Genomic DNA, 17,864 nt, shown 5'->3' with positions numbered 1-17,864 from the left:
ATTCCCCTGAAATAGGTGAACAAGAACACTAAAAAGCCATTTTCTTAGTAGTACACCCTAATCACTGCGGAGAATGGAAGAATGGACAATCGCTTGTGCATCTAATACCAGCAATATTTCTTGCTGTTGCACAACACACCCACGTAAATACGGTACCAAACTAGATGCTACTTGTCCCACAGGAGAACGAATATCATCAGGCATGAACTTAGCTGTACCTTTTATTTCTTGCACAACTAAGCCCAAAAGCAGTGATTCCACCCGAATAACAATCACATTGTACTGCCGGAGTCTAGGGTCTAAGGATTCTAAATTGAGCATTCTTGGTAGATCAATCACCCAAATTATCCGACTCCGCCAATTCATTAATCCTAAGATACAAGCAGGTATATTTGGCATCGCTGTTATGGATTCAACAGGCACTATCACCGCTTCTTGTGTGTGCCTCATTGATAAAACAGCAGCAGTTTGTTGATTTAGCTGAAACCGGAGATAGCCATCTCCCAAGTTATGTTGGCTATGTTTGGCGGAGAGTGTAATTTTTGAACTATTCATGGATTCAAATTACTACTGATTTAATAGCACGTAAGAGTTGCTCACGTGTGTACGGTTTCGTCAAATAGGCATCAGCACCTTGTCTCATCCCCCACAAACGATCAATTTCTAGATTTTTGGAACTGCAAATCACAATCGGAACTTTCTCTGTAACTGGATTTCGCTTCAGGTAACGACACAACTCAAAGCCACTTACACCCGGCATAACTACATCCGTAACGATCGCATCTGGTTGTTCCAATAAAGCTTTTTCTAAAGCTTCTTTTGCACCAGTCGCTTGAATGACGTGATAACCACTTTCTTGCAGATAATGGCTCATTAACTCTAATTCACTGGGGGAATCTTCTACAATCAGAATTGTGCCGAGCAAAGTAGTATTCACTGCTAAATCTCCTGAACAATTAAATTCGTGCTACTAAATCTACTTACGATGCCACCACTGATTATTTCTAAAATTAACTGATATGCTTAAACACCATTTTTAATAAATCTGATTGCGTAAAAGGCTTGGTTAAATAGCCTGATGATCTAACTACTTTCGCCTTTGCTCTGTCGATAAATCCTGTTCTACCCGTCACCATAATAATCGGTGTGTTTTTAAAACTTGTGTGCCTCCGCAATAAAGAACATAGTTCATAGCCATCTAAATTTGGCATTTCCACATCTAATAAAATTAAGTCAGGTTTACTCCGTAGTATTTGCATCAAAGCTTTTACTGGATCATTAATCATCACCACAGAAAATGTATTCTCATCCAAAAAGTGGTTGATGGAATTCAAAACCGTTTGACTATCATCAATACACGCAACTGTGTACAATTTCTTATCAACAGTTTTTTGAGCAAATGTCTGGTTACGTTCATCAGCAACTTCAAAATTAGGTTGTCTTGGTAGTGGTAATTGTTGCCCAATTTTCATTGAAGATTGCGACTGAGCTTGTGGTAGCTTAGTTGTAGCCACAGATGCAGAACCTCCACTCGCGGGAACTGGCGACTGAACATTTTGCCGATTGCGTAACTGTTTCTGACACTGTTCAACCAGTAACCGCAAATCCAACCGGCCAAACTTTGCTAGTTCACCCAAAGAAATCTCAGAATTAAATTCATAGCTCCCTTCTTTTAAAGACAAAAAAGATTCCAGCACTTCTTTGGCTAATTCATCTATTAAATGCGCTGCTTGTGAAGGGGTGAGATATTCTTGATCTACTAACCAACAAATAGCTCGATAATCTGCATTGGCTACAGACTGATTTTCATTCTTCGTCTCAAACATCAACCGCATTTGTACACGAATGGTGTTGTTGAGAGTCGGAATTTGCTGACTCAGACGCCGTAAATGGCTGTCAAGTCGCTCAAATAGTTTATCTGAATAAGAGGCGTAAGTAAGTTTACCTTCTTCGAGATAGATAGACCAAGAAAACTTCCCCGCATATACACGTAGGTGTCCCGTAGCACGCCGACTGGTTAGTTGTGCCAACAGTGATAGTGGATGTAGTTTCTGAAACAACCTGTAGCTACCTAGAGGAGTTGTGTTCATTTTGCTTTTACTTCAGCTAAATTCAATACATGTAAACTAAATTTGTGCAGAAGCTGCTCTACAATACCAATCAGGTTATGAGGTATTGGTGCTTTGTAGCATAACATACTAAAAGATTTATTCAAGTTTGCAGTTAAACTCAACAGCGGCCTTACTTTCAGATTATAAAATCGTAGTCAATTCGTAGGTTGTTGTTAATTTGCTTACTTATACAGAGATTACCAGACATCTTTGGAGAATCAGCCAAAAAAATGTAAAGACTAGATAAAGGCACTTGTCTTTCAGTAATTTTTATGCGAAAGTCACAGCAATAATACTAGTAAACCTAAAATATTTAACTCTAATTTTTAAGTATTTGCACTTAAATGAAACCTGATTTTACAAAGTTACCTTAAAGTTTGATCTTTAGTAAGTATCCTTACTCATTAGCTATGTAAATTACTAATGATAAATTACATCAATGCCTAGTTAGTGTCACTATCTATGTAACTCCCAATCAAGCGATAATCTCTCAGATTTAATATTAATCCTGTCAGTTGTAATTAAATAGTTTTATTTTATACCTATAGTATTATTGGCTTGCCCAATTCCTGCTCCCAAACATGGGAGGGGGCTGGAGGAGAGGGCAAAACTCATACACTCAGCGGATTTAAGCCTAAGTTGACACCAATGGTCAAAATTACCATATCATCTTAACTCAACTGTATTAACCTATAAATCATCAGCAATACTCACTAAGTACTAATGCAAAATTAAATATACATTTGTCATTGCGTAGGCGAAGCCTTCCCGAAGGCTTTACGCTACATTTCATTTCGCTCGCAATAACATAAATAATTTTGCGTAACCACTTAAAAGCTTATTCTGGGGCTAAACCAAGCATTGTTAACCAGATTTATGCTTCCAAGATACATAAAGCTTTTACAGACAATCTCCCATATCTTGGAGGTAGCAGCTTTTCATAAGTGCGGATGAAAGGACTTGAACCTTCACTCCTTTCGGAACTAGAACCTAAATCTAGCGCGTCTGCCAATTTCGCCACATCCGCATCAGTTTATAACTATAACATAAAAAACTCAAAATTTGCAAAGCCAGGAAAATTAAAGAAAAAAGTAGAAAGAGATTTTCACTGCGCGTCTTGTTTCATTTATCTTCACATTACCGCCACACGAGGCAGACGATGCTTAAAACCACAGAGAATTTCCCAAGAGATCGTATTTAATTCCTTGGCCCAATCGTCAGCAGATATTTGTTCTTGGCCTTGTGCCCCAAGTAAGGTGACGACTTCCCCTTCCTGTAAATCAGGTATGGAACTCACATCCACCATTAGTTGATCCATTGTAATTGTCCCAATCTGCGGTAGGCGCTGACCGCGAATTAACACCTGCATTTTGTTGGAAAGATTGCGGGGGACACCGTCAGCATAGCCAATACCCACAACGGCAAGACGTAATTCCCGTGGGGCAATAAATTGGTGTCCATAGCTAACACCAGTACCTGAGGCAATTGTTTTGACTTGGGTAACTCGTGCCTTGAGTTGTAAAACTGGTTGGAGGCGAATAGTGTTTTGTAAATGAGTAGAAGGATAGAGTCCATAAACTGCTAAACCTACACGCACAATGTCGTAGTGTAATGCCGAGTCTGTGAGAGTGGCGGCTGAGTTGGCCAAATGCAAGCAAGGTAGTTCGATTCCCAGGGCTGTGATTTGGGCGATCGCCTCTTCAAATCGTTGATGCTGTTCTCTCATGACTGTAGTGTCAGGGCTATCTGCTGTTGCCAAGTGGGAATAAATACTTGCAACGGTAAGATGGGGCAAGCGTTTAACTAACTGCACAAACTCAGCCGCTTGTTCCCAGTTAGTTCCCAAGCGAGACATTCCTGTGTCCAGTTTGATATGTACAGGGATGGGGGAATTAAACTTGATTGTTTCTAGGGTGTTGGCAAATATCAAAGCTTGTTTGGGGCTGCATAGCGTCGGTTGGAGTTTCCAGTGAGCGATCGCCTGAATTTGCTCTGGTGTATGGGTTGCCCCTAAGATTAAAATCGGCGCTTTAATCCCTCCTTCTCGCAATTGAATTCCCTCTGGAACTGTCGCCACTCCTAACCAACTAGCGCCCGATTCCAGGGCTGTTTGGGCAACTGTCACCGCCCCATGTCCATAGGCATCAGCCTTCACTACTGCCATCAACTTGGTGCTAGGTGATAAAAACCCTGCCACCTGCTGTACATTTTGCGACAAGGCGGCTAAATCAATCTCCACCCAAGCACGTTGAGAGAACCAAGCGTAAGTATCGCATTCTTGATGAGAAGCAACACCAGAAATTTGTTTGCTACTTAACATTTTCACTCACTCCTATCACCACAACCTGGCTTCCAGATGATCTATTTATTCGCACTCCCAGAAGCTAAATCAGATTAATCTGGAAGTTTACCTTTCATCCGGGAATTGACACAAGTCCCTATATTTCATACCGAGAAATGATTAACACTTCAGCAGTAATTATGATTACGTTTACCCCATTGATTTCACTGAAAAATTCCTAGTTATAGCAGTGGTCAGGTAGATGAGGACATAAGCTGAGTATAAAATCTTTACACCAAGAAACTTTTAAGCCTATAGCAAGATTGCTTATTCCCAACGATAAATATTTATGCCTACCTACTTAATCATGGCAGAAGTATAATTTATTCTCATCTCCCAACCAGAGTACTTCTGTGTTAATATATGTAAAACTAATACCTTGAGCGCTTATCAATGGGTAAGGTTTTAGTCCTGAACGCCTCTTACGAACCACTCAATATCACGAGCTGGCGTCGCGCCGTGGTTTTGTTAATAAAAGGCAAGGCGGAACGTGTAGAACATAATGGCAGATACCTCTATTCGGACTTTCCGTTGCCGACGGTGATCCGACTACGGCATTATGTCCGCGTTCCTTACAAGGAAATTCCCCTCACTCGCCGAAATATATTGCATCGTGATAGCCACACTTGTCAATACTGCGGTTATACCGGCGATGAGTTGACACTAGATCATGTAATACCGCGATCGCGTGGTGGAGGCGACACTTGGGAGAACATTGTTACAGCCTGTGTGCGTTGCAATGTTAAGAAAGGTAGCCGTACCCCGCACGAAGCACACATGCCTTTGCGCCATCCTCCTCGCCAACCCTACAGCAGCCTCTATTTTGAAGTCAGCAAGCATCTTAAGAGTGGACTGCACCAAGAGTGGCAAAAATATGTTATAGGTCTTTAACAACATAAACTCCAGCCAAAGTGCCCCGAAATAGTAGCCATCTACAGTTATGCGCTGTAGTACTACTATTTAATCTTTGCTGTCCTTGAAAAAGCAGCTTCATCTGCGGTGAACACACTTCGCTATGACTGTCAGAGATAGCTTTTTTACCCTACTCAGTGCTGAATACTGATTAGGGTAAAAAAATGTAAAGCTCTACACCCATATTTCCTTAGTGTTACAGAGCAAGAGATTTATCAGTCAAATAAACCAAAAATCCTACTGGGTAAAATTCTCCAGCCCCTAGATTTATCTTTGGGGTCAATCCAAAAGCGTATGACTTAAGAAATTTTAATATAAATTCTCATCAAATAGTTTTAAGGTAACGTTTTAATGGCCTGTTTTAGCCGTTAGTAAATCAAAACTCCGGCAGTTGACCTTTTAAAGTAGAGAAATTTAGCATGAGTAGCAATTTAGCAAGCAAATTGCGTGTAGGTACTAAAAAAGCCCACACAATGGCAGAGAATGTCGGTTTTGTCAAATGCTTTTTAAAAGGGGTCGTGGAGAAAAACTCCTACCGGAAGCTAGTCGGCAACTTTTACTTCATCTACTCAGCAATGGAAGAGGAGATGGAAAAGCACCGTAATCACCCGATTGTTGCCAAAATTAACTTCCCAGAACTCAACCGCAAGCAGACGCTAGAGTCAGACCTAAATTTCTATTATGGTTTCAACTGGCGGGAACAAGTCCAATTATCTCGCGCCGGGGAAGCTTATGTGCAGCGCATCCGAGAAATCTCTGCAACAGCACCAGAACTGTTAATCGCACATTCGTATACGCGTTACCTGGGTGACTTATCTGGGGGACAGATTCTCAAAAATATTGCTGTCACAGCGATGAACCTTGGAGATGGACAAGGTACCGCTTTTTATGAATTTGCAGAGATTACCAACGAAAAAGAATTCAAAGCTAAATATCGTCAAGCTTTGGATGAATTACCCATCGACGAAGCTACAGCCGATCGCATAGTTGAAGAAGCTAACGCGGCTTTTGGCATGAACATGAAGATGTTCCAGGAATTGGAAGGCAATTTAATTAAAGCCATCGGTGTCATGCTTTACAACAGTTTGACACGTCGTCGCACACGCGGTAGCACTGAACTAGCGACTGCTGAATAAATTGTGCGATCGCCCTAAATTTTAATTAGGGGCAATATTTCTGTGATTACTTTATTGTCAGCAAAGCAACCACAGGGAAATTGCCCCTAAGTTTTGTCCATTGAGGATTCACTTCAAAGCGGAAGCTTGCCGTCCGCCTAAGCGCTGTTCTTGTGCAGTAGGTAGGATATTAACAGAAATAGTTGCATAACTGCCTTGTTGCTGGCCAATAATGATTAGGCGAATGAAATCACCTAAACCTTCTACCAATCGGGCGTTACGTAAAATACCAGAATCCACTGGCACAAATCCAATCTCCTCAGCCAGCTGCATGACTATTTTTTTTGCTGGTTCGTCATCCCCAGCGACAAAAACCGAAACTTGATAATCCTTGAGTGGTTCTGGTGCTAATTCAAAAACCTCCTGCGCCATTGTATTAAATGCTTTCACCACACGAGCATTTGGTATTACTTTTGCTAGCTTCTCAGCTAACGATTCGGCGATCATCGGATAAGCAAATTCAGCAGGGATCTCTTGGTTGTTGCAATCAATGATGATTTTGCTATTGAGAACTTCAGTGTTAGATAGCAATTCTTTTGGCATTACACCTCGTGCTGTCCACAAAATTACATCAGCAAACGCCGCCGCCTCATCATTTGTACCGCCTTGCGTTCCACTTGCGGCAAATTCAGCGACAGCCATGCCTTTTGCTGCATCACGGGAACCAAAATATACTTGATGTCCCTGTTGTGCCCAGAGAATACCTAAAGAACGCCCCATATTACCACTACCGATAATTCCGATTTTCATAACTTAAATACCTTCTTTGGTGAGACGATTATTTGGTAAGCTTATAGAAGTATGGTGAAAAAATGGCAAATATACTAACTAATAGATACTTACCTAAATAAATCTTAAGTCAAGACTGTTTTATTGAGATTTGAAGTTCCACAGGATTGGGAAATAGGGAAAAATTTTAATTTCCCATACCCAATACCCCATTCCCTATTAAATGAAAAATGGCTACAAAAATTCCTGTCACGGTGATTACAGGCTTCTTAGGAAGTGGCAAAACTAGTCTAATTCGCCATCTACTTCAAAATAACCAAGGACGACGCATTGCGGTTTTAGTGAACGAATTTGGCGAACTCGGTATTGATGGTGAATTATTGAAATCCTGTCAAATTTGTCCAGAAGATGGTGAAAGTAATATTTTTGAATTAACGAACGGCTGCTTATGTTGCACTGTGCAGGAAGAATTTTTCCCGATGATGCAACAGTTGCTGAAGCGGCGAGATAGCATCGACTGTATTTTAATTGAAACCTCTGGTTTAGCCTTACCTAAACCCTTGGTGAAGGCTTTTCGCTGGCAAGAAATTCGTGCCGGTGCGACAGTGGATGCAGTGATTACCGTCGTCGATTGTGCAGCCGTAGCCGCTGGGACATTTGCTAGCGATCCGGAAGCGATCGCTGCCCAGAGACAAGCAGATGATAGTCTAGAACATGAAACACCATTGCAAGAACTGTTTGAAGACCAACTTGCTTGTGCAGATTTGGTGGTGTTGAATAAAACTGACTTAGTCGATGCCGAGACAAAGGCGCGAGTTGAAGCGCTAGTTAAACAAGAATTGCCCAGAGTTGTGAAGATTGTCGAGAGCGATCGTGGTCAACTCGATGCATCTATTTTACTAGGATTTCAAGCCGCAGTTGAAGATAATTTAGATAGCCGTCCCAGTCATCATGACACTGAAGAAGACCACAACCACGACGAAGAGATTACCTCAACTCACCTGATTTTAGACCGGTCTTTTGACCCAGAAAAGCTGCAGAAACAATTACAAACATTGGTAAATCAACAAGAAATTTACCGGATTAAAGGCTTTGTAGCCGTACCAAATAAACCCATGCGTCTAGTCATGCAAGGCGTAGGAACACGATTTGATCAGTTTTACGATCGCCTTTGGCAACCAGAAGAAGCAAGACAAACCCGTTTAGTTTTTATTGGACGTGATTTGAAATCTGCAGAAATTGAATCGCAACTTGTAGCCTTATAATTTTTGGCAATGGGGACTGGGAGAATAATCCTTGACTTTTGACTCTTGACTCTTATGACTATCACTCAACTATTCAACGTTGCCAATCTGTTCGTTTTGCCTTTTTGGACATTAATGATTCTCCTGCCAAATTGGCAAGTAACACGCAGGATTATGGAATCGTATCTACCCTTTGTAGTTTTAGCTGGAGCTTATTTATATTTGTTTGTCAGCAGCATTACACCAGAAAACGCTCAAGCTTTATCTAATCCTCAATTAGCAGATATTGCCCGCTTTTTTACCGATGAAACAGCTGCTGCTACAGGTTGGATTCATTTTTTAGTAATGGATTTGTTCGTTGGTCGTTGGATATATTGGGAAGGACAGAAAACAGGTATTTGGACATTTCATTCCCTTGGAATGTGCTTATTTGCGGGCCCTTTAGGATTGCTTTCTCACATCGTTACTTACTGGATAACTAAAAGATTTTTCCCACGTTCTGAAGCTGAAGCGACATTAATAGTAGAAAAAGCTGCTTCATCAACTAGGACGTAGTTTTTAGTATTGTAGGGTGGGCATTGCCCACCAAAATCATGGTACTACTATGAAACTTGAGCTTTGCGATAGTTAGCGTCTAACCAGCAACGTGGTAGAATCTCGCCTGAAGGAAAAGTTAGATTTTCTTTTTTGAAAATATCAGGTTCTTGTTCTTCTTCACCTTCTTGGTCTTGTGCATGAACAATGTCATTATTGGGATCGATTAATTCTTGAATATCAAGAATTTTCACTAAATCCTGGGTATCTTTGGTTTGCAAAAACATAATAAATATACCTCCATTATTTAGACAGTAAAACATTAGACTCCCAAATCTTCTGAGAATTTGAAAATCTTTCTTAAAGTTAACTGTTGTGTGCTTACTCAGACAAAAATTAAATTTCGCGCTGATACTTTTCTAAAATATCTACTAAGTTAACTTGTCCTTGCAGTGGTAGTAAATCGATTAAAGGCAGTTCTTTTCTTCCGCCACCAATTTTGACTTTAATAGATTCTAGGACGGCGATTACACCGTCTTCACTTACAGTCTTAGAAGTAATTAAAGGATACAGTTGTTCGGCAACAACTGTATGCAACTTGGCATCAGATAAATGAAGATGCCACTTTGCAATATCTATGTAGACATTTTCGCCAATTTCAGCTGCTAGGGCTTCGAGTAGTTCTGTAGTGTTAGTCTTAGCCATAAAAATAACCCTATCTTCATAAAGAATGTAAACTCCCAGGCTATTTAATATTATCGCTCAATTAGCCAGACTGACCTACAGCCACAGGTTACAAATGCCCTAGCATCAGCAGTCCTTCTTCAGGTTGATTTTTGGGAGTAGTTGGCGATCGCACTAATATAAATCAGATGCACCAACAATACTCCGATCCAACCAGCTGTCACCCAAGGAAGCCATTCCCAGGTAGCTGCTTTGAGATTATGAACAAACCATAGTCCAGAATTAATCGTAGCGGCGATCGCCACATGTACGGCAAAATTCATGCGATCGTCTATTTTACGGTAAGCGGGGTCTTGGCGATCGGGTTTAGTAGGCCAACGAGGAGGCATAAATATTTGTTACAGGTTTTAATACACACTCATTATTTTAAAGTTTTTGGGTATGGGGTTGCTATAAAACCTAAAAAATAGGACATCAGCAAGAAGTTTATTTTGGCATAATCGAACTGAAGGTCCTCCATCCCCTTGTGGGTGGAGTTTTTTATTCATCTTTTTGATAGAGGGAGGCAATAAATCAACTGGTGAATATATAGATGACCTTTAGAGGTGGATGAAAATGACTAAGGCAAATCCAGTTGAAATCCAGAAACACTTGAAAGGTGTTGATTATCCTGCTGATAAACAACAATTGATTAAACATGCTAAAAAGCAAAAGGCTGATCAGGATGTACTCTCAATCTTAGAGCAATTGCCAGACGATGAAGAGTTCAACAGTCCCGCCGACCTTAACAAAGCCATAGGCGATATCGTCTAGGCTATGGTTCTGGCGGGGAATATTCACCAGATTTCCCGCCAGTTTTACTCAATAGGCGAATCTCTACAATTTGAATCGACTTTTCTAAGGCTTTGGCCATATCGTATAAGGTTAAGGCAGCAACAGAAACTGCAGTTAAAGCTTCCATTTCCACGCCAGTTTCAGCTTTGGTTTTGACGATCGCCTGAATTTGATAGCCTGGTAACTGCGGATCTGGTGTCACCGTCACCTCAATTTTTTGCAACGGCAATGGATGGCACAGAGGAATTAAGTTAGCTGTCTGTTTGGCTGCCATAATTCCCGCTAACCTGGCAGTCGCCAACACATCCCCTTTGGGAGCATTGCCGGCTTGAATCGTAGCAAAAGTTTCTGGCAACATCCGCACCTTGGCGGAGGCTACAGCTTGGCGAACTGTAGGGATTTTGTCAGATACATCCACCATCTGCGCTTGTCCTTGAGCATCCAGATGAGTTAAATCGGCTGCGGGAGAAGGCGATAAAAAATTTTCTTGCGTCATTTTGTGAGAATGTGATATTATAATTTTCTGGATAGGGGCGTGTAGCTCAGTGGACTAGAGCACGTGGCTACGGACCACGGTGTCGGGGGTTCGAATCCCTCCTCGCCCGTTGATTGGAAGCAGAGACGCGGTTTATCGCGTCTCTGCTTTTATAGTTTATTTAATGAGTAGACATCTTCACTACGGCCAAGAGCAAAACGCAGAGAATTAGATAAGTTTTTGCTGGACTGAGTCAGGAAGATCAGGAATGCCAGAAAAGTCAAAATAGCAGAGAAACCAAACATATTGCGGTAACCGATTTGTTCGGCAAGAGAACCGAAAACAGGCGCGGCGATCGCAATCCCCAGGTCAAATCCAGCTACACATATAGCAAAAACTTGTCCCCGTTCTTGAGGAAATGAGCGGTCTGCCATCATTGTAATCACCATAGAAATCAGCGTACCACCGCCACAGCCTTCAAGACACGCCGCGATTAAAAAAGCGATCGCACTGTTGGCTTGCCACAAAATTAGTAATGAAACAGTGTAAGCCACAATGCTGCAAGTAATAAACAAACCACGACCTAAGCGATCGCTCGCCTTACCAGCAAACAGCCTCACACTAAAACTAGCAACTGCTGCACCCGTAAAAAACAACCCCACATTCAAATCTACCCCAGTTGATTTGATGAATAATCCCACAAAGGTATGCACAGTCCCCAGACCTAACCCCACCAGTAACATCACTACTGTAGGCACTCTCACCCGGTGACTGATCAAAAGATGCCAAAATTTGCTATTGCTACTTTCTGTTTCCCGGGGTTTTTGCAGCGGTGGATTGACGATTTGTAAAGTAGCCAACAGCGCCACAAAAGCCAATTCAGCAGCGACAAGAAATAAGAGTGGGTAGCCCACTGCTGCTTGTAAATATCCTCCCAAAGCAGGCCCAATCGCTAAACCAATCGGCGCTGTGAGACTCATGTAACCAATAATTTCGCCACGACTTTCCACAGGTGCTAAATCTGCCACCAATGCACTGTAGCCAGTGGTGAAAGCCGCCACACTAACGCCATGAAAGGCGCGTACCACAGTCAACATCGCCATTGATTTAAAAGCTAAGTAACCAAAAGGGGCGATCGCGGCGATAATAACACCAATTAATAAAAGAATTTTCCGACCACGCTGATCTGCAAGTCTTCCCAGCATGGGACGAAACATCAACAATCCGATCGCAAAACCACCCATCACAATCCCAATTTGTTGCGTACTTCCACCCACATCCTCCAAGTACAGCGGTAAGGTCGGTAACAAAGCAGCCATACTCGACCAGAACAACAAACCTGCTGTGAATAAAGTCAGCAGGTTACGCCGCAGATGGGCATCAAAACTATCAAAAGCTTTCAAGGTAGATACAATTAAATCAGTGAACAGTTAACAGTGAACAGTGATCACACTGATAACTGTTCACTGTTAACTATTGTTACGTTACTTAATATTTTTTGCTATTACCTCTCGCACACGATAGATGGGACGACCCTGAGATTCGTGGTAAGTACGCATTAGCAACTCAGCTAAAAGACCAAAGCAAAACAGCTGTACCCCAGTCACTAGCAGGAGAACTGCTAAAATTAGCAGCGGGCGATTACCGATGTCCTCATGCCAAGCCAATTTAACAAAAGTCAAGTAAATTCCAATCCCCACACCCACAACCATCGAAATTAAGCCCAATAGCCCAAAAACGTGCATTGGGCGGGTGAGGAACTTTTTCATAAACAAAATAGTTAACAAGTCCATCAATACCCGGAACGTCCGCGATATCCCATACTTACTGCGACCGAAACGCCGGGGGTGATGACGCACAGGCATTTCTGTAATTCTGGCCCCTTCAATATAGGCCAAAGCCGGTAAAAATCGGTGTAGTTCCCCATAGAGGTGCATATCTGCCACTAATTCGGCCCGATAAGCTTTCAAAGAACAGCCATAGTCGTGAATATCAACGCTAGTGGTACGGCGAATTAACCAGTTAGCAATTTTGGAAGGAAGTAAGCGATTTATCGCCCCATCTTGGCGTTTTTGCCGCCAACCACTCACCAAATCATAACCCTCATCCAGTTTGGCCAACAGCATGGGGATGTCAGCTGGGTCATTTTGCAAATCAGCATCTAAAGTGACGATCGCTTTCCCCAGTGCATAATTAAAACCAGCAGCCATCGCCGCTGTTTGACCATAATTGCGCCGCAGAATCACCGCTTTTAAATCGCTGCGTCTTTGGGCTTCTGCTTTGAGAAATTCCGCTGAACCATCTGTAGAACCGTCATCTATGCAGATGATTTCATAATTCAACTGACTAGCTGATAAAGTAGATGCGATCGCTTCTAGTAGCAACGGCAAACTCTCCACCTCATCCCGCACCGGCACCACCACCGAAACATCTGGGACAGCGGCTAAAATCGCCCCATTTTCCCCACTCACCCTTTCCGAAACCCACCCACTCCTCATAAGCAATTCAAAATTCAAAATGAAGAAACTTTTGATTTGTCTCTAACTCTTTCCCCCTGGGCCCTTTCGTGCATTGGCATTGTGCTTTCTCTGCCTGTAAGACTCTAACTCTTTCCCCCTGCGCCCTGCGCCCTGCCCCCTGCCTCCCCCCTTGGTTCGTAACTCTTCACAACTCTGCCCGCACCGCGCAGCTGCTGGTAATATGACCGACTAACCTCATCTCCCATTTCCGATAAAACATCAATGCCAATGCCATTTCGTCCCTGAGTCTTCCCAGAACTATGGATATAGTGATTATCTCCCAAATAAAGCCCCACATGAGTTGCTTTTTGGGGAGTGCCAAAAAACACCAAATCTCCTGGTGCTAATTCTGTCATGGCAATTGGTTGCGTGAAACCTTCCTGCTGATAAGCATCTCGCGGTAACCAAATCCCTACCGAGACAAAAGCCGTCTGCATTAACCCCGAACAGTCATAATTTGGCCCTACCGTACCACCCCAAAGGTAATAATTTGCTTGTTGCATCGCTTTGTGAGTAAAAGAAATTACCTCTGGCAGCAATTTTTTAATCTCAGATTCTGCCCATAACCGCGCCTGATAAGGTAAAGTAGCTGGTTGTAATAAATCTAAATTGGTAAGGGAAACCCATCCTGGATAATCATCTTCACACAAATACACCTCAACTGCTGCATCCTGATAATTTGATGTTATTCGTAAATGTCGTCCAGCTGAGGCTTGAGTTGCCAAACTCTGACATTCAGGAGAATTATATAAGTTCAAGTCAGCGAGACAATTGTATTCAACCGATTGGTGATTTTGGATTGTGGATTGATTTGTTACCATACTGCAAGGTTAATAGTTAAAAATGATTTTCTTTCGTAAAGACGAACAACTCGAAAATATCGGGTCAAACATTTTAGAGACAACTTGGGCAGCATTTCCTACCTTAGCTCGTAATCAAATTGCTCTGACTTGGATTGTCTACGATCCGCCTGTACTGGTAAATACTGGTGGTGCTTTAACTCCTGATGCTTTTTGGAACCACATTTACCGTGGTTTTACTTATCGTGGTGTGGAGAGAATTTACCCAGCGAGTGTCGTCAAGTTATTTTACTTGGTAGCGTTACATGAATGGCTAGAGAGAGGGATGACTCAAACCTCCAAGGAGTTGGAGCGAGCCATCCGCGATATGATTGTGGACTCTAGCAATGATGCTACCAGCTTGGTTGTGGATGTTCTCAGCGGCACTACATCCGGCCCAGAGCTACCTGTCGGGCCATTTGATACCTGGAAGTCTCAGCGTAGTATTGTTAACCGTTACTACCAGACTTTAGGGTGGGAGGAAATGGACACAATTAATGTTTGCCAAAAAACTTGGTGTGATGGCCCCTATGGACGGGAAAGGGCATTTTACGGCGAGACGCTGGATAATCGCAACATGCTGACGACTAATGCGATCGCCCGATTATTGCATAGTATTATCGGTGGCGTAGCAGTTTCTAGTGGGCGATCGCAGGCGATGATGGCTTTGCTCAAACGCAGTCTCAACCCCGAAGATTTACCCACTGATGTCGAAGAAGATCAGGTGACAGGTTTTTTAGGTGGTGGACTACCCCAAAATGCCCAAATTTGGTCAAAGGCGGGTTGGACAAGTCAAGTCCGCCATGATGCGGCGTATATTGAGATACCAGACAAGCCTCCCTACCTCCTCGTGGTATTTACTGAAGGTAAAGCCAACGCTAAAAGCAGGGCTATCTTACCCTTTGTCTCGAAACTATTTACAGAAGCGATCGCCAATCTGTAAAGGTGATTGGGTGATTTGCAACCCTGAGACATCCCACAAAGTCGGCGAGTTACCCAATTTCCCATCTGTAAGTAGTCAGCTTTGCCTTAGTAAAATGGGAGAAATAATTTTTGTCAACCGTTATAATGAGGATATATTATTGAAGTCTTTACTATTAAACACTAAGTATTTATGTCGAATTTAGGATGTGATACTCAGTTTTTTTAGTGTTAAATGTTAATTATGCCAAGATTTGTTGACTTAACATAGAAAAATCACTTATCTATGGTAAGGCAGTATTTTACTGAGGAGTGAATGTGAATACTATTTTTCTTCGTAAAGGTGTTTCTTTGTTGTCCACTTTAGCCGCTTTGGCAATCTTAGGTGACAGCTTATCTGCTGCTGCCCAAACTGTTGATACGCCAAGTCAGCCTAGTGTAAATGTAGTGTCACCATCTGATTCGACTTCATTGCAGCAGTTTTCTCAGACTGCTACACCAGAAAGCGCTAGTCGCATACTTACACCCATCCCAGGGACAGCAGCAACTGTATCTGCAGCACTTACTCCCAAAAACTCAGAACCAACTGTTCAACAACCTAATTCTCAACCATCTACTCCGAAAGTAGCACAGGCAGATATTGATCCAGGTAGAGCTACCCGTGGTGGCAAAAGCTATCTTGGACTAGGTGGAAATATTGGTTTGAGTGGTGGTGACTCATCTTTGAGTGATGGTAACTTTGCAGTTATCAGCAAAGTTGGACTGACTAACAACATCTCAGTACGACCATCAGCGATCATAGGCGACAGTACGGTCATTCTAGCGCCCCTCACCTACGACTTTTCCTTTCAGCAGGTAGCAGATCCCTTTAGTGAACCGTTACCAGTCGCACCTTATATCGGCGCAGGTGCAGCTTTTAAAATTGGTGATGACTCTGATGTTGCTGTGTTAGTAACTGGTGGTATTGATGTACCCCTCAATTCTCGGTTTACTGCCACAGCTGCTGTGAATGCTGCATTTTTCGGACAAACCGATGTCGGTTTATTGTTAGGCGTTGGTTACAACTTCGGTAGTTACTAGGGGACTGGGGACTGGGGACTAGGAATTAATCAAAAAAAATTTCCTGATTACCCAGTGCCCAATACTTCGACTGCGCTCAGTACAAGTGGCAATTCCCAATTCCCAATTCCCAATTCCCTAATATTTATTTCGGATTAACTTTGTCAATTACCTTGAGTTTGCCATCATCTCCCACTGTCCAAACATCGTAGACACCGATGACATCACCGTTAGCGTCAACATCTACGTTGCCACTAGCACCCTGATAGTTAATCTTTTTATCTGCTTTCAGTAATTTCAGCCCTTCACAAACATCGGTAACTTCGGTGGAGTCGGCACCTGCGCCATTGGCAACTTCACGGACTTTACCAGCTATGCCAACACCTGTGTTTTCCTTGGCAGCTTGTGCCGCTAAGACCAACAAGGCAGCAGCATCCCAAGCTTGTGGTACAAATTCTCCAGGTGAGCTATTTTTTTTCTCTTTCCACAGTTTCTTGAGAGCATCTAATGCTTTACCATCAGAACCAGGGACTGTGCCAATCACACCAGAAACAATGTATTTACCGTCATTGCCTTTGCCAACTTGAGCCGGAAATTCGTCTGATTTCATCCCATCTGTGAGCATTACCTGCACGCCTTTACTCACGCCTTGTTGATATGCGGATTTTAGTAGCAGGCTACCTGTTTCTACATAAAAAACGCCCAGGACGGCATCTGGTTTACCAGCAAAAGCGGCGGTGGCTTCAGTTTCAAAGGTGGTGGCTTTGGGATCGTAGCGGACAGGCTTGTCTTTGTTAACTACTGTTCCCCCCAATTTTTCAAACCCTTGGACAAATGCTTTTTCAAACCCCACTCCATAGTCGTTGTTAATCACAACTGTGGAAACTCGTTTGTAACCTCTTTTCTTGGCGAGTTCCGCTAAGGCTGGCCCTTGGTAGCTATCGGGGGGAACTGTACGTGCCCAAAAACCTTGAAAGTCACCTTTTTGAGCTTTTTCGGTGAATACTGGGCTGGTACTGCCAGGTGAAATCAGCATAACTTTATTTTGGGCAGCAATCGAAACAGCGGCTGTAGAAACACTACTAGCAAAAGAACCAACTACCCCGGCTACTTTATCTACAGTTGCCAGTTTGGTCATGCCAGCAGCGCCTGCTTTAGGGTCTGTTTGGTCGTCTATGGCAATCAGGCTAACAGGTTTGCCATTTACACCACCGCAAGCGTTGACTGTCTCGACTAGCAGGGGCACTGCGGTTGCCATCTGCTGTCCTATAGATGCTAAATCACCTGTTGTAGGTAGCAATGAACCAATTTTTAGTCCGTCAGTTGTGGTATTAGTGTTTGCTGCTGGGGCGGCGGTACTTCCAGTTGTAGCTGTGTTATTGGGGGTTGTGGCGTTTTCACAAGCACCTAAGAGGAAACCTGTTGCTATGGTAGCCACACTCAAGGCTAAAGCAGTACTAATTCTTTGCATAACTCACTTCCACTCC

Annotated in this window: 20 protein-coding genes and 2 tRNA genes; 8 read left to right on the top strand and 14 right to left on the bottom strand. The window is 42.8% G+C overall.

Going from position 1 to position 17,864, the window contains the following annotated elements:
* Positions 1-57 precede the first annotated feature (57 nt).
* The 5 genes from CAL7507_RS17695 to alr all read right to left on the bottom strand — a co-directional run bounded on the left by CAL7507_RS17695 (position 58) and on the right by alr (position 4,431).
* The gene (locus tag CAL7507_RS17695; protein ID WP_015129853.1) at positions 58-555 is read right to left on the bottom strand and encodes a chemotaxis protein CheW; all 498 of its coding nucleotides are present in this window, start codon (positions 553-555) and stop codon (positions 58-60) included.
* Between the two features lie 4 nt (positions 556-559).
* The gene (locus tag CAL7507_RS17690) at positions 560-937 is read right to left on the bottom strand and encodes a response regulator transcription factor (RefSeq protein WP_015129852.1); all 378 of its coding nucleotides are present in this window, start codon (positions 935-937) and stop codon (positions 560-562) included.
* A gap of 73 nt (positions 938-1,010) precedes the next feature.
* Entirely contained in the window at positions 1,011-2,090 is a 1,080-nt protein-coding gene (locus CAL7507_RS17685) for a response regulator (RefSeq protein ID WP_015129851.1), read from the bottom strand.
* Between the two features lie 966 nt (positions 2,091-3,056).
* A tRNA-Leu gene (locus CAL7507_RS17680) sits at positions 3,057-3,138 on the bottom strand.
* A 105-nt stretch (positions 3,139-3,243) separates the two neighbouring features.
* On the bottom strand, positions 3,244-4,431 hold the full coding sequence (gene alr, locus CAL7507_RS17675; RefSeq protein ID WP_015129850.1) for an alanine racemase: 1,188 nt from the start codon (positions 4,429-4,431) through the stop codon (positions 3,244-3,246).
* A 414-nt stretch (positions 4,432-4,845) separates the two neighbouring features.
* On the opposite strand from alr, the gene CAL7507_RS30940 reads away from it, so the two are divergent.
* Positions 4,846-5,343, top strand: coding sequence for an HNH endonuclease (locus CAL7507_RS30940; RefSeq protein WP_015129849.1), 498 nt, complete (start codon positions 4,846-4,848; stop codon positions 5,341-5,343).
* Positions 5,344-5,783: 440 nt separating this feature from the next.
* Entirely contained in the window at positions 5,784-6,500 is a 717-nt protein-coding gene (locus tag CAL7507_RS17665; RefSeq protein WP_015129848.1) for a heme oxygenase (biliverdin-producing), read from the top strand.
* Between the two features lie 108 nt (positions 6,501-6,608).
* Here CAL7507_RS17665 and CAL7507_RS17660 read toward each other — a convergent pair whose 3' ends face one another.
* The gene (locus CAL7507_RS17660) at positions 6,609-7,289 is read right to left on the bottom strand and encodes an NADPH-dependent F420 reductase (RefSeq protein ID WP_015129847.1); all 681 of its coding nucleotides are present in this window, start codon (positions 7,287-7,289) and stop codon (positions 6,609-6,611) included.
* Positions 7,290-7,498: 209 nt separating this feature from the next.
* Here CAL7507_RS17660 and cobW point away from each other — a divergent pair, with 209 nt between their 5' ends.
* Together cobW and CAL7507_RS17650 are read left to right on the top strand one after the other, a co-directional pair.
* Complete coding sequence (gene cobW, locus CAL7507_RS17655) at positions 7,499-8,533, top strand: cobalamin biosynthesis protein CobW (protein WP_015129846.1); 1,035 nt, start codon at positions 7,499-7,501, stop codon at positions 8,531-8,533.
* Between the two features lie 54 nt (positions 8,534-8,587).
* On the top strand, positions 8,588-9,067 hold the full coding sequence (locus tag CAL7507_RS17650) for an ABA4-like family protein (protein ID WP_015129845.1): 480 nt from the start codon (positions 8,588-8,590) through the stop codon (positions 9,065-9,067).
* 47 nt (positions 9,068-9,114) lie between these two features.
* On the opposite strand, the gene CAL7507_RS17645 is transcribed toward CAL7507_RS17650, so the two are convergent.
* From CAL7507_RS17645 to CAL7507_RS17635, 3 genes are all read right to left on the bottom strand, one after another.
* Positions 9,115-9,333 carry a hypothetical protein gene (locus CAL7507_RS17645; protein WP_015129844.1) on the bottom strand — a complete coding sequence of 73 codons (219 nt, stop codon included), beginning with the start codon at positions 9,331-9,333 and terminating at the stop codon, positions 9,115-9,117.
* A gap of 109 nt (positions 9,334-9,442) precedes the next feature.
* Positions 9,443-9,751 carry a DUF3181 family protein gene (locus CAL7507_RS17640; protein WP_015129843.1) on the bottom strand — a complete coding sequence of 103 codons (309 nt, stop codon included), beginning with the start codon at positions 9,749-9,751 and terminating at the stop codon, positions 9,443-9,445.
* Positions 9,752-9,870: 119 nt separating this feature from the next.
* The gene (locus tag CAL7507_RS17635; RefSeq protein WP_015129842.1) at positions 9,871-10,119 is read right to left on the bottom strand and encodes a 2TM domain-containing protein; all 249 of its coding nucleotides are present in this window, start codon (positions 10,117-10,119) and stop codon (positions 9,871-9,873) included.
* Between the two features lie 226 nt (positions 10,120-10,345).
* On the opposite strand from CAL7507_RS17635, the gene CAL7507_RS17630 reads away from it, so the two are divergent.
* A complete protein-coding gene (locus tag CAL7507_RS17630) occupies positions 10,346-10,543 on the top strand; it encodes a DUF2795 domain-containing protein (protein ID WP_015129841.1) in 198 nt (65 codons plus the stop codon).
* 1 nt (position 10,544) lies between these two features.
* On the opposite strand, the gene moaC is transcribed toward CAL7507_RS17630, so the two are convergent.
* Positions 10,545-11,060 carry a cyclic pyranopterin monophosphate synthase MoaC gene (gene moaC / locus CAL7507_RS17625; protein ID WP_015129840.1) on the bottom strand — a complete coding sequence of 172 codons (516 nt, stop codon included), beginning with the start codon at positions 11,058-11,060 and terminating at the stop codon, positions 10,545-10,547.
* A gap of 35 nt (positions 11,061-11,095) precedes the next feature.
* Between moaC and CAL7507_RS17620 the strand changes: the two genes are divergently transcribed.
* A tRNA-Arg gene (locus tag CAL7507_RS17620) sits at positions 11,096-11,169 on the top strand.
* Between the two features lie 40 nt (positions 11,170-11,209).
* Here CAL7507_RS17620 and CAL7507_RS17615 read toward each other — a convergent pair.
* The 3 genes from CAL7507_RS17615 to CAL7507_RS17605 all read right to left on the bottom strand — a co-directional run bounded on the left by CAL7507_RS17615 (position 11,210) and on the right by CAL7507_RS17605 (position 14,379).
* A complete protein-coding gene (locus CAL7507_RS17615; RefSeq protein ID WP_015129839.1) occupies positions 11,210-12,442 on the bottom strand; it encodes an MFS transporter in 1,233 nt (410 codons plus the stop codon).
* An 81-nt stretch (positions 12,443-12,523) separates the two neighbouring features.
* The gene (locus tag CAL7507_RS17610; RefSeq protein WP_015129838.1) at positions 12,524-13,537 is read right to left on the bottom strand and encodes a glycosyltransferase family 2 protein; all 1,014 of its coding nucleotides are present in this window, start codon (positions 13,535-13,537) and stop codon (positions 12,524-12,526) included.
* A 104-nt stretch (positions 13,538-13,641) separates the two neighbouring features.
* On the bottom strand, positions 13,642-14,379 hold the full coding sequence (locus CAL7507_RS17605) for a C40 family peptidase (protein ID WP_015129837.1): 738 nt from the start codon (positions 14,377-14,379) through the stop codon (positions 13,642-13,644).
* Between the two features lie 22 nt (positions 14,380-14,401).
* On the opposite strand from CAL7507_RS17605, the gene CAL7507_RS17600 reads away from it, so the two are divergent.
* The gene (locus CAL7507_RS17600) at positions 14,402-15,340 is read left to right on the top strand and encodes a serine hydrolase (RefSeq protein ID WP_015129836.1); all 939 of its coding nucleotides are present in this window, start codon (positions 14,402-14,404) and stop codon (positions 15,338-15,340) included.
* 296 nt (positions 15,341-15,636) lie between these two features.
* A complete protein-coding gene (locus tag CAL7507_RS17595) occupies positions 15,637-16,398 on the top strand; it encodes a hypothetical protein (RefSeq protein WP_015129835.1) in 762 nt (253 codons plus the stop codon).
* A gap of 124 nt (positions 16,399-16,522) precedes the next feature.
* Here CAL7507_RS17595 and CAL7507_RS17590 read toward each other — a convergent pair whose 3' ends face one another.
* Positions 16,523-17,848 (bottom strand): ABC transporter substrate-binding protein, encoded by a 1,326-nt coding sequence (locus CAL7507_RS17590; protein ID WP_015129834.1) that lies wholly within the window; start codon positions 17,846-17,848, stop codon positions 16,523-16,525.
* Positions 17,849-17,864 lie beyond the last annotated feature (16 nt).

Origin of the sequence: Calothrix sp. PCC 7507 (assembly GCF_000316575.1) — a bacterium.
Taxonomy (GTDB): Bacteria; Cyanobacteriota; Cyanobacteriia; order Cyanobacteriales; family Nostocaceae; genus Fortiea.
This window is presented reverse-complemented; position numbering and strand designations above follow the sequence as displayed.

What these genes read in the sequence shown, in the direction of transcription:
- CAL7507_RS17695 (WP_015129853.1), bottom strand. Translation starts at nt 555, where the DNA reads ATGAATAGTTCAAAAATTACACTCTCCGCCAAACATAGCCAACATAAC.
- CAL7507_RS17685 (WP_015129851.1), bottom strand. Translation starts at nt 2,090, where the DNA reads ATGAACACAACTCCTCTAGGTAGCTACAGGTTGTTTCAGAAACTACAT.
- alr (WP_015129850.1), bottom strand. Translation starts at nt 4,431, where the DNA reads ATGTTAAGTAGCAAACAAATTTCTGGTGTTGCTTCTCATCAAGAATGC.
- CAL7507_RS30940 (WP_015129849.1), top strand. Translation starts at nt 4,846, where the DNA reads ATGGGTAAGGTTTTAGTCCTGAACGCCTCTTACGAACCACTCAATATC.
- CAL7507_RS17665 (WP_015129848.1), top strand. Translation starts at nt 5,784, where the DNA reads ATGAGTAGCAATTTAGCAAGCAAATTGCGTGTAGGTACTAAAAAAGCC.
- CAL7507_RS17660 (WP_015129847.1), bottom strand. Translation starts at nt 7,289, where the DNA reads ATGAAAATCGGAATTATCGGTAGTGGTAATATGGGGCGTTCTTTAGGT.
- cobW (WP_015129846.1), top strand. Translation starts at nt 7,499, where the DNA reads ATGGCTACAAAAATTCCTGTCACGGTGATTACAGGCTTCTTAGGAAGT.
- CAL7507_RS17650 (WP_015129845.1), top strand. Translation starts at nt 8,588, where the DNA reads ATGACTATCACTCAACTATTCAACGTTGCCAATCTGTTCGTTTTGCCT.
- CAL7507_RS17645 (WP_015129844.1), bottom strand. Translation starts at nt 9,333, where the DNA reads ATGTTTTTGCAAACCAAAGATACCCAGGATTTAGTGAAAATTCTTGAT.
- CAL7507_RS17640 (WP_015129843.1), bottom strand. Translation starts at nt 9,751, where the DNA reads ATGGCTAAGACTAACACTACAGAACTACTCGAAGCCCTAGCAGCTGAA.
- CAL7507_RS17635 (WP_015129842.1), bottom strand. Translation starts at nt 10,119, where the DNA reads ATGCCTCCTCGTTGGCCTACTAAACCCGATCGCCAAGACCCCGCTTAC.
- CAL7507_RS17630 (WP_015129841.1), top strand. Translation starts at nt 10,346, where the DNA reads ATGACTAAGGCAAATCCAGTTGAAATCCAGAAACACTTGAAAGGTGTT.
- moaC (WP_015129840.1), bottom strand. Translation starts at nt 11,060, where the DNA reads ATGACGCAAGAAAATTTTTTATCGCCTTCTCCCGCAGCCGATTTAACT.
- CAL7507_RS17610 (WP_015129838.1), bottom strand. Translation starts at nt 13,537, where the DNA reads ATGAGGAGTGGGTGGGTTTCGGAAAGGGTGAGTGGGGAAAATGGGGCG.
- CAL7507_RS17605 (WP_015129837.1), bottom strand. Translation starts at nt 14,379, where the DNA reads ATGGTAACAAATCAATCCACAATCCAAAATCACCAATCGGTTGAATAC.
- CAL7507_RS17600 (WP_015129836.1), top strand. Translation starts at nt 14,402, where the DNA reads ATGATTTTCTTTCGTAAAGACGAACAACTCGAAAATATCGGGTCAAAC.
- CAL7507_RS17590 (WP_015129834.1), bottom strand. Translation starts at nt 17,848, where the DNA reads ATGCAAAGAATTAGTACTGCTTTAGCCTTGAGTGTGGCTACCATAGCA.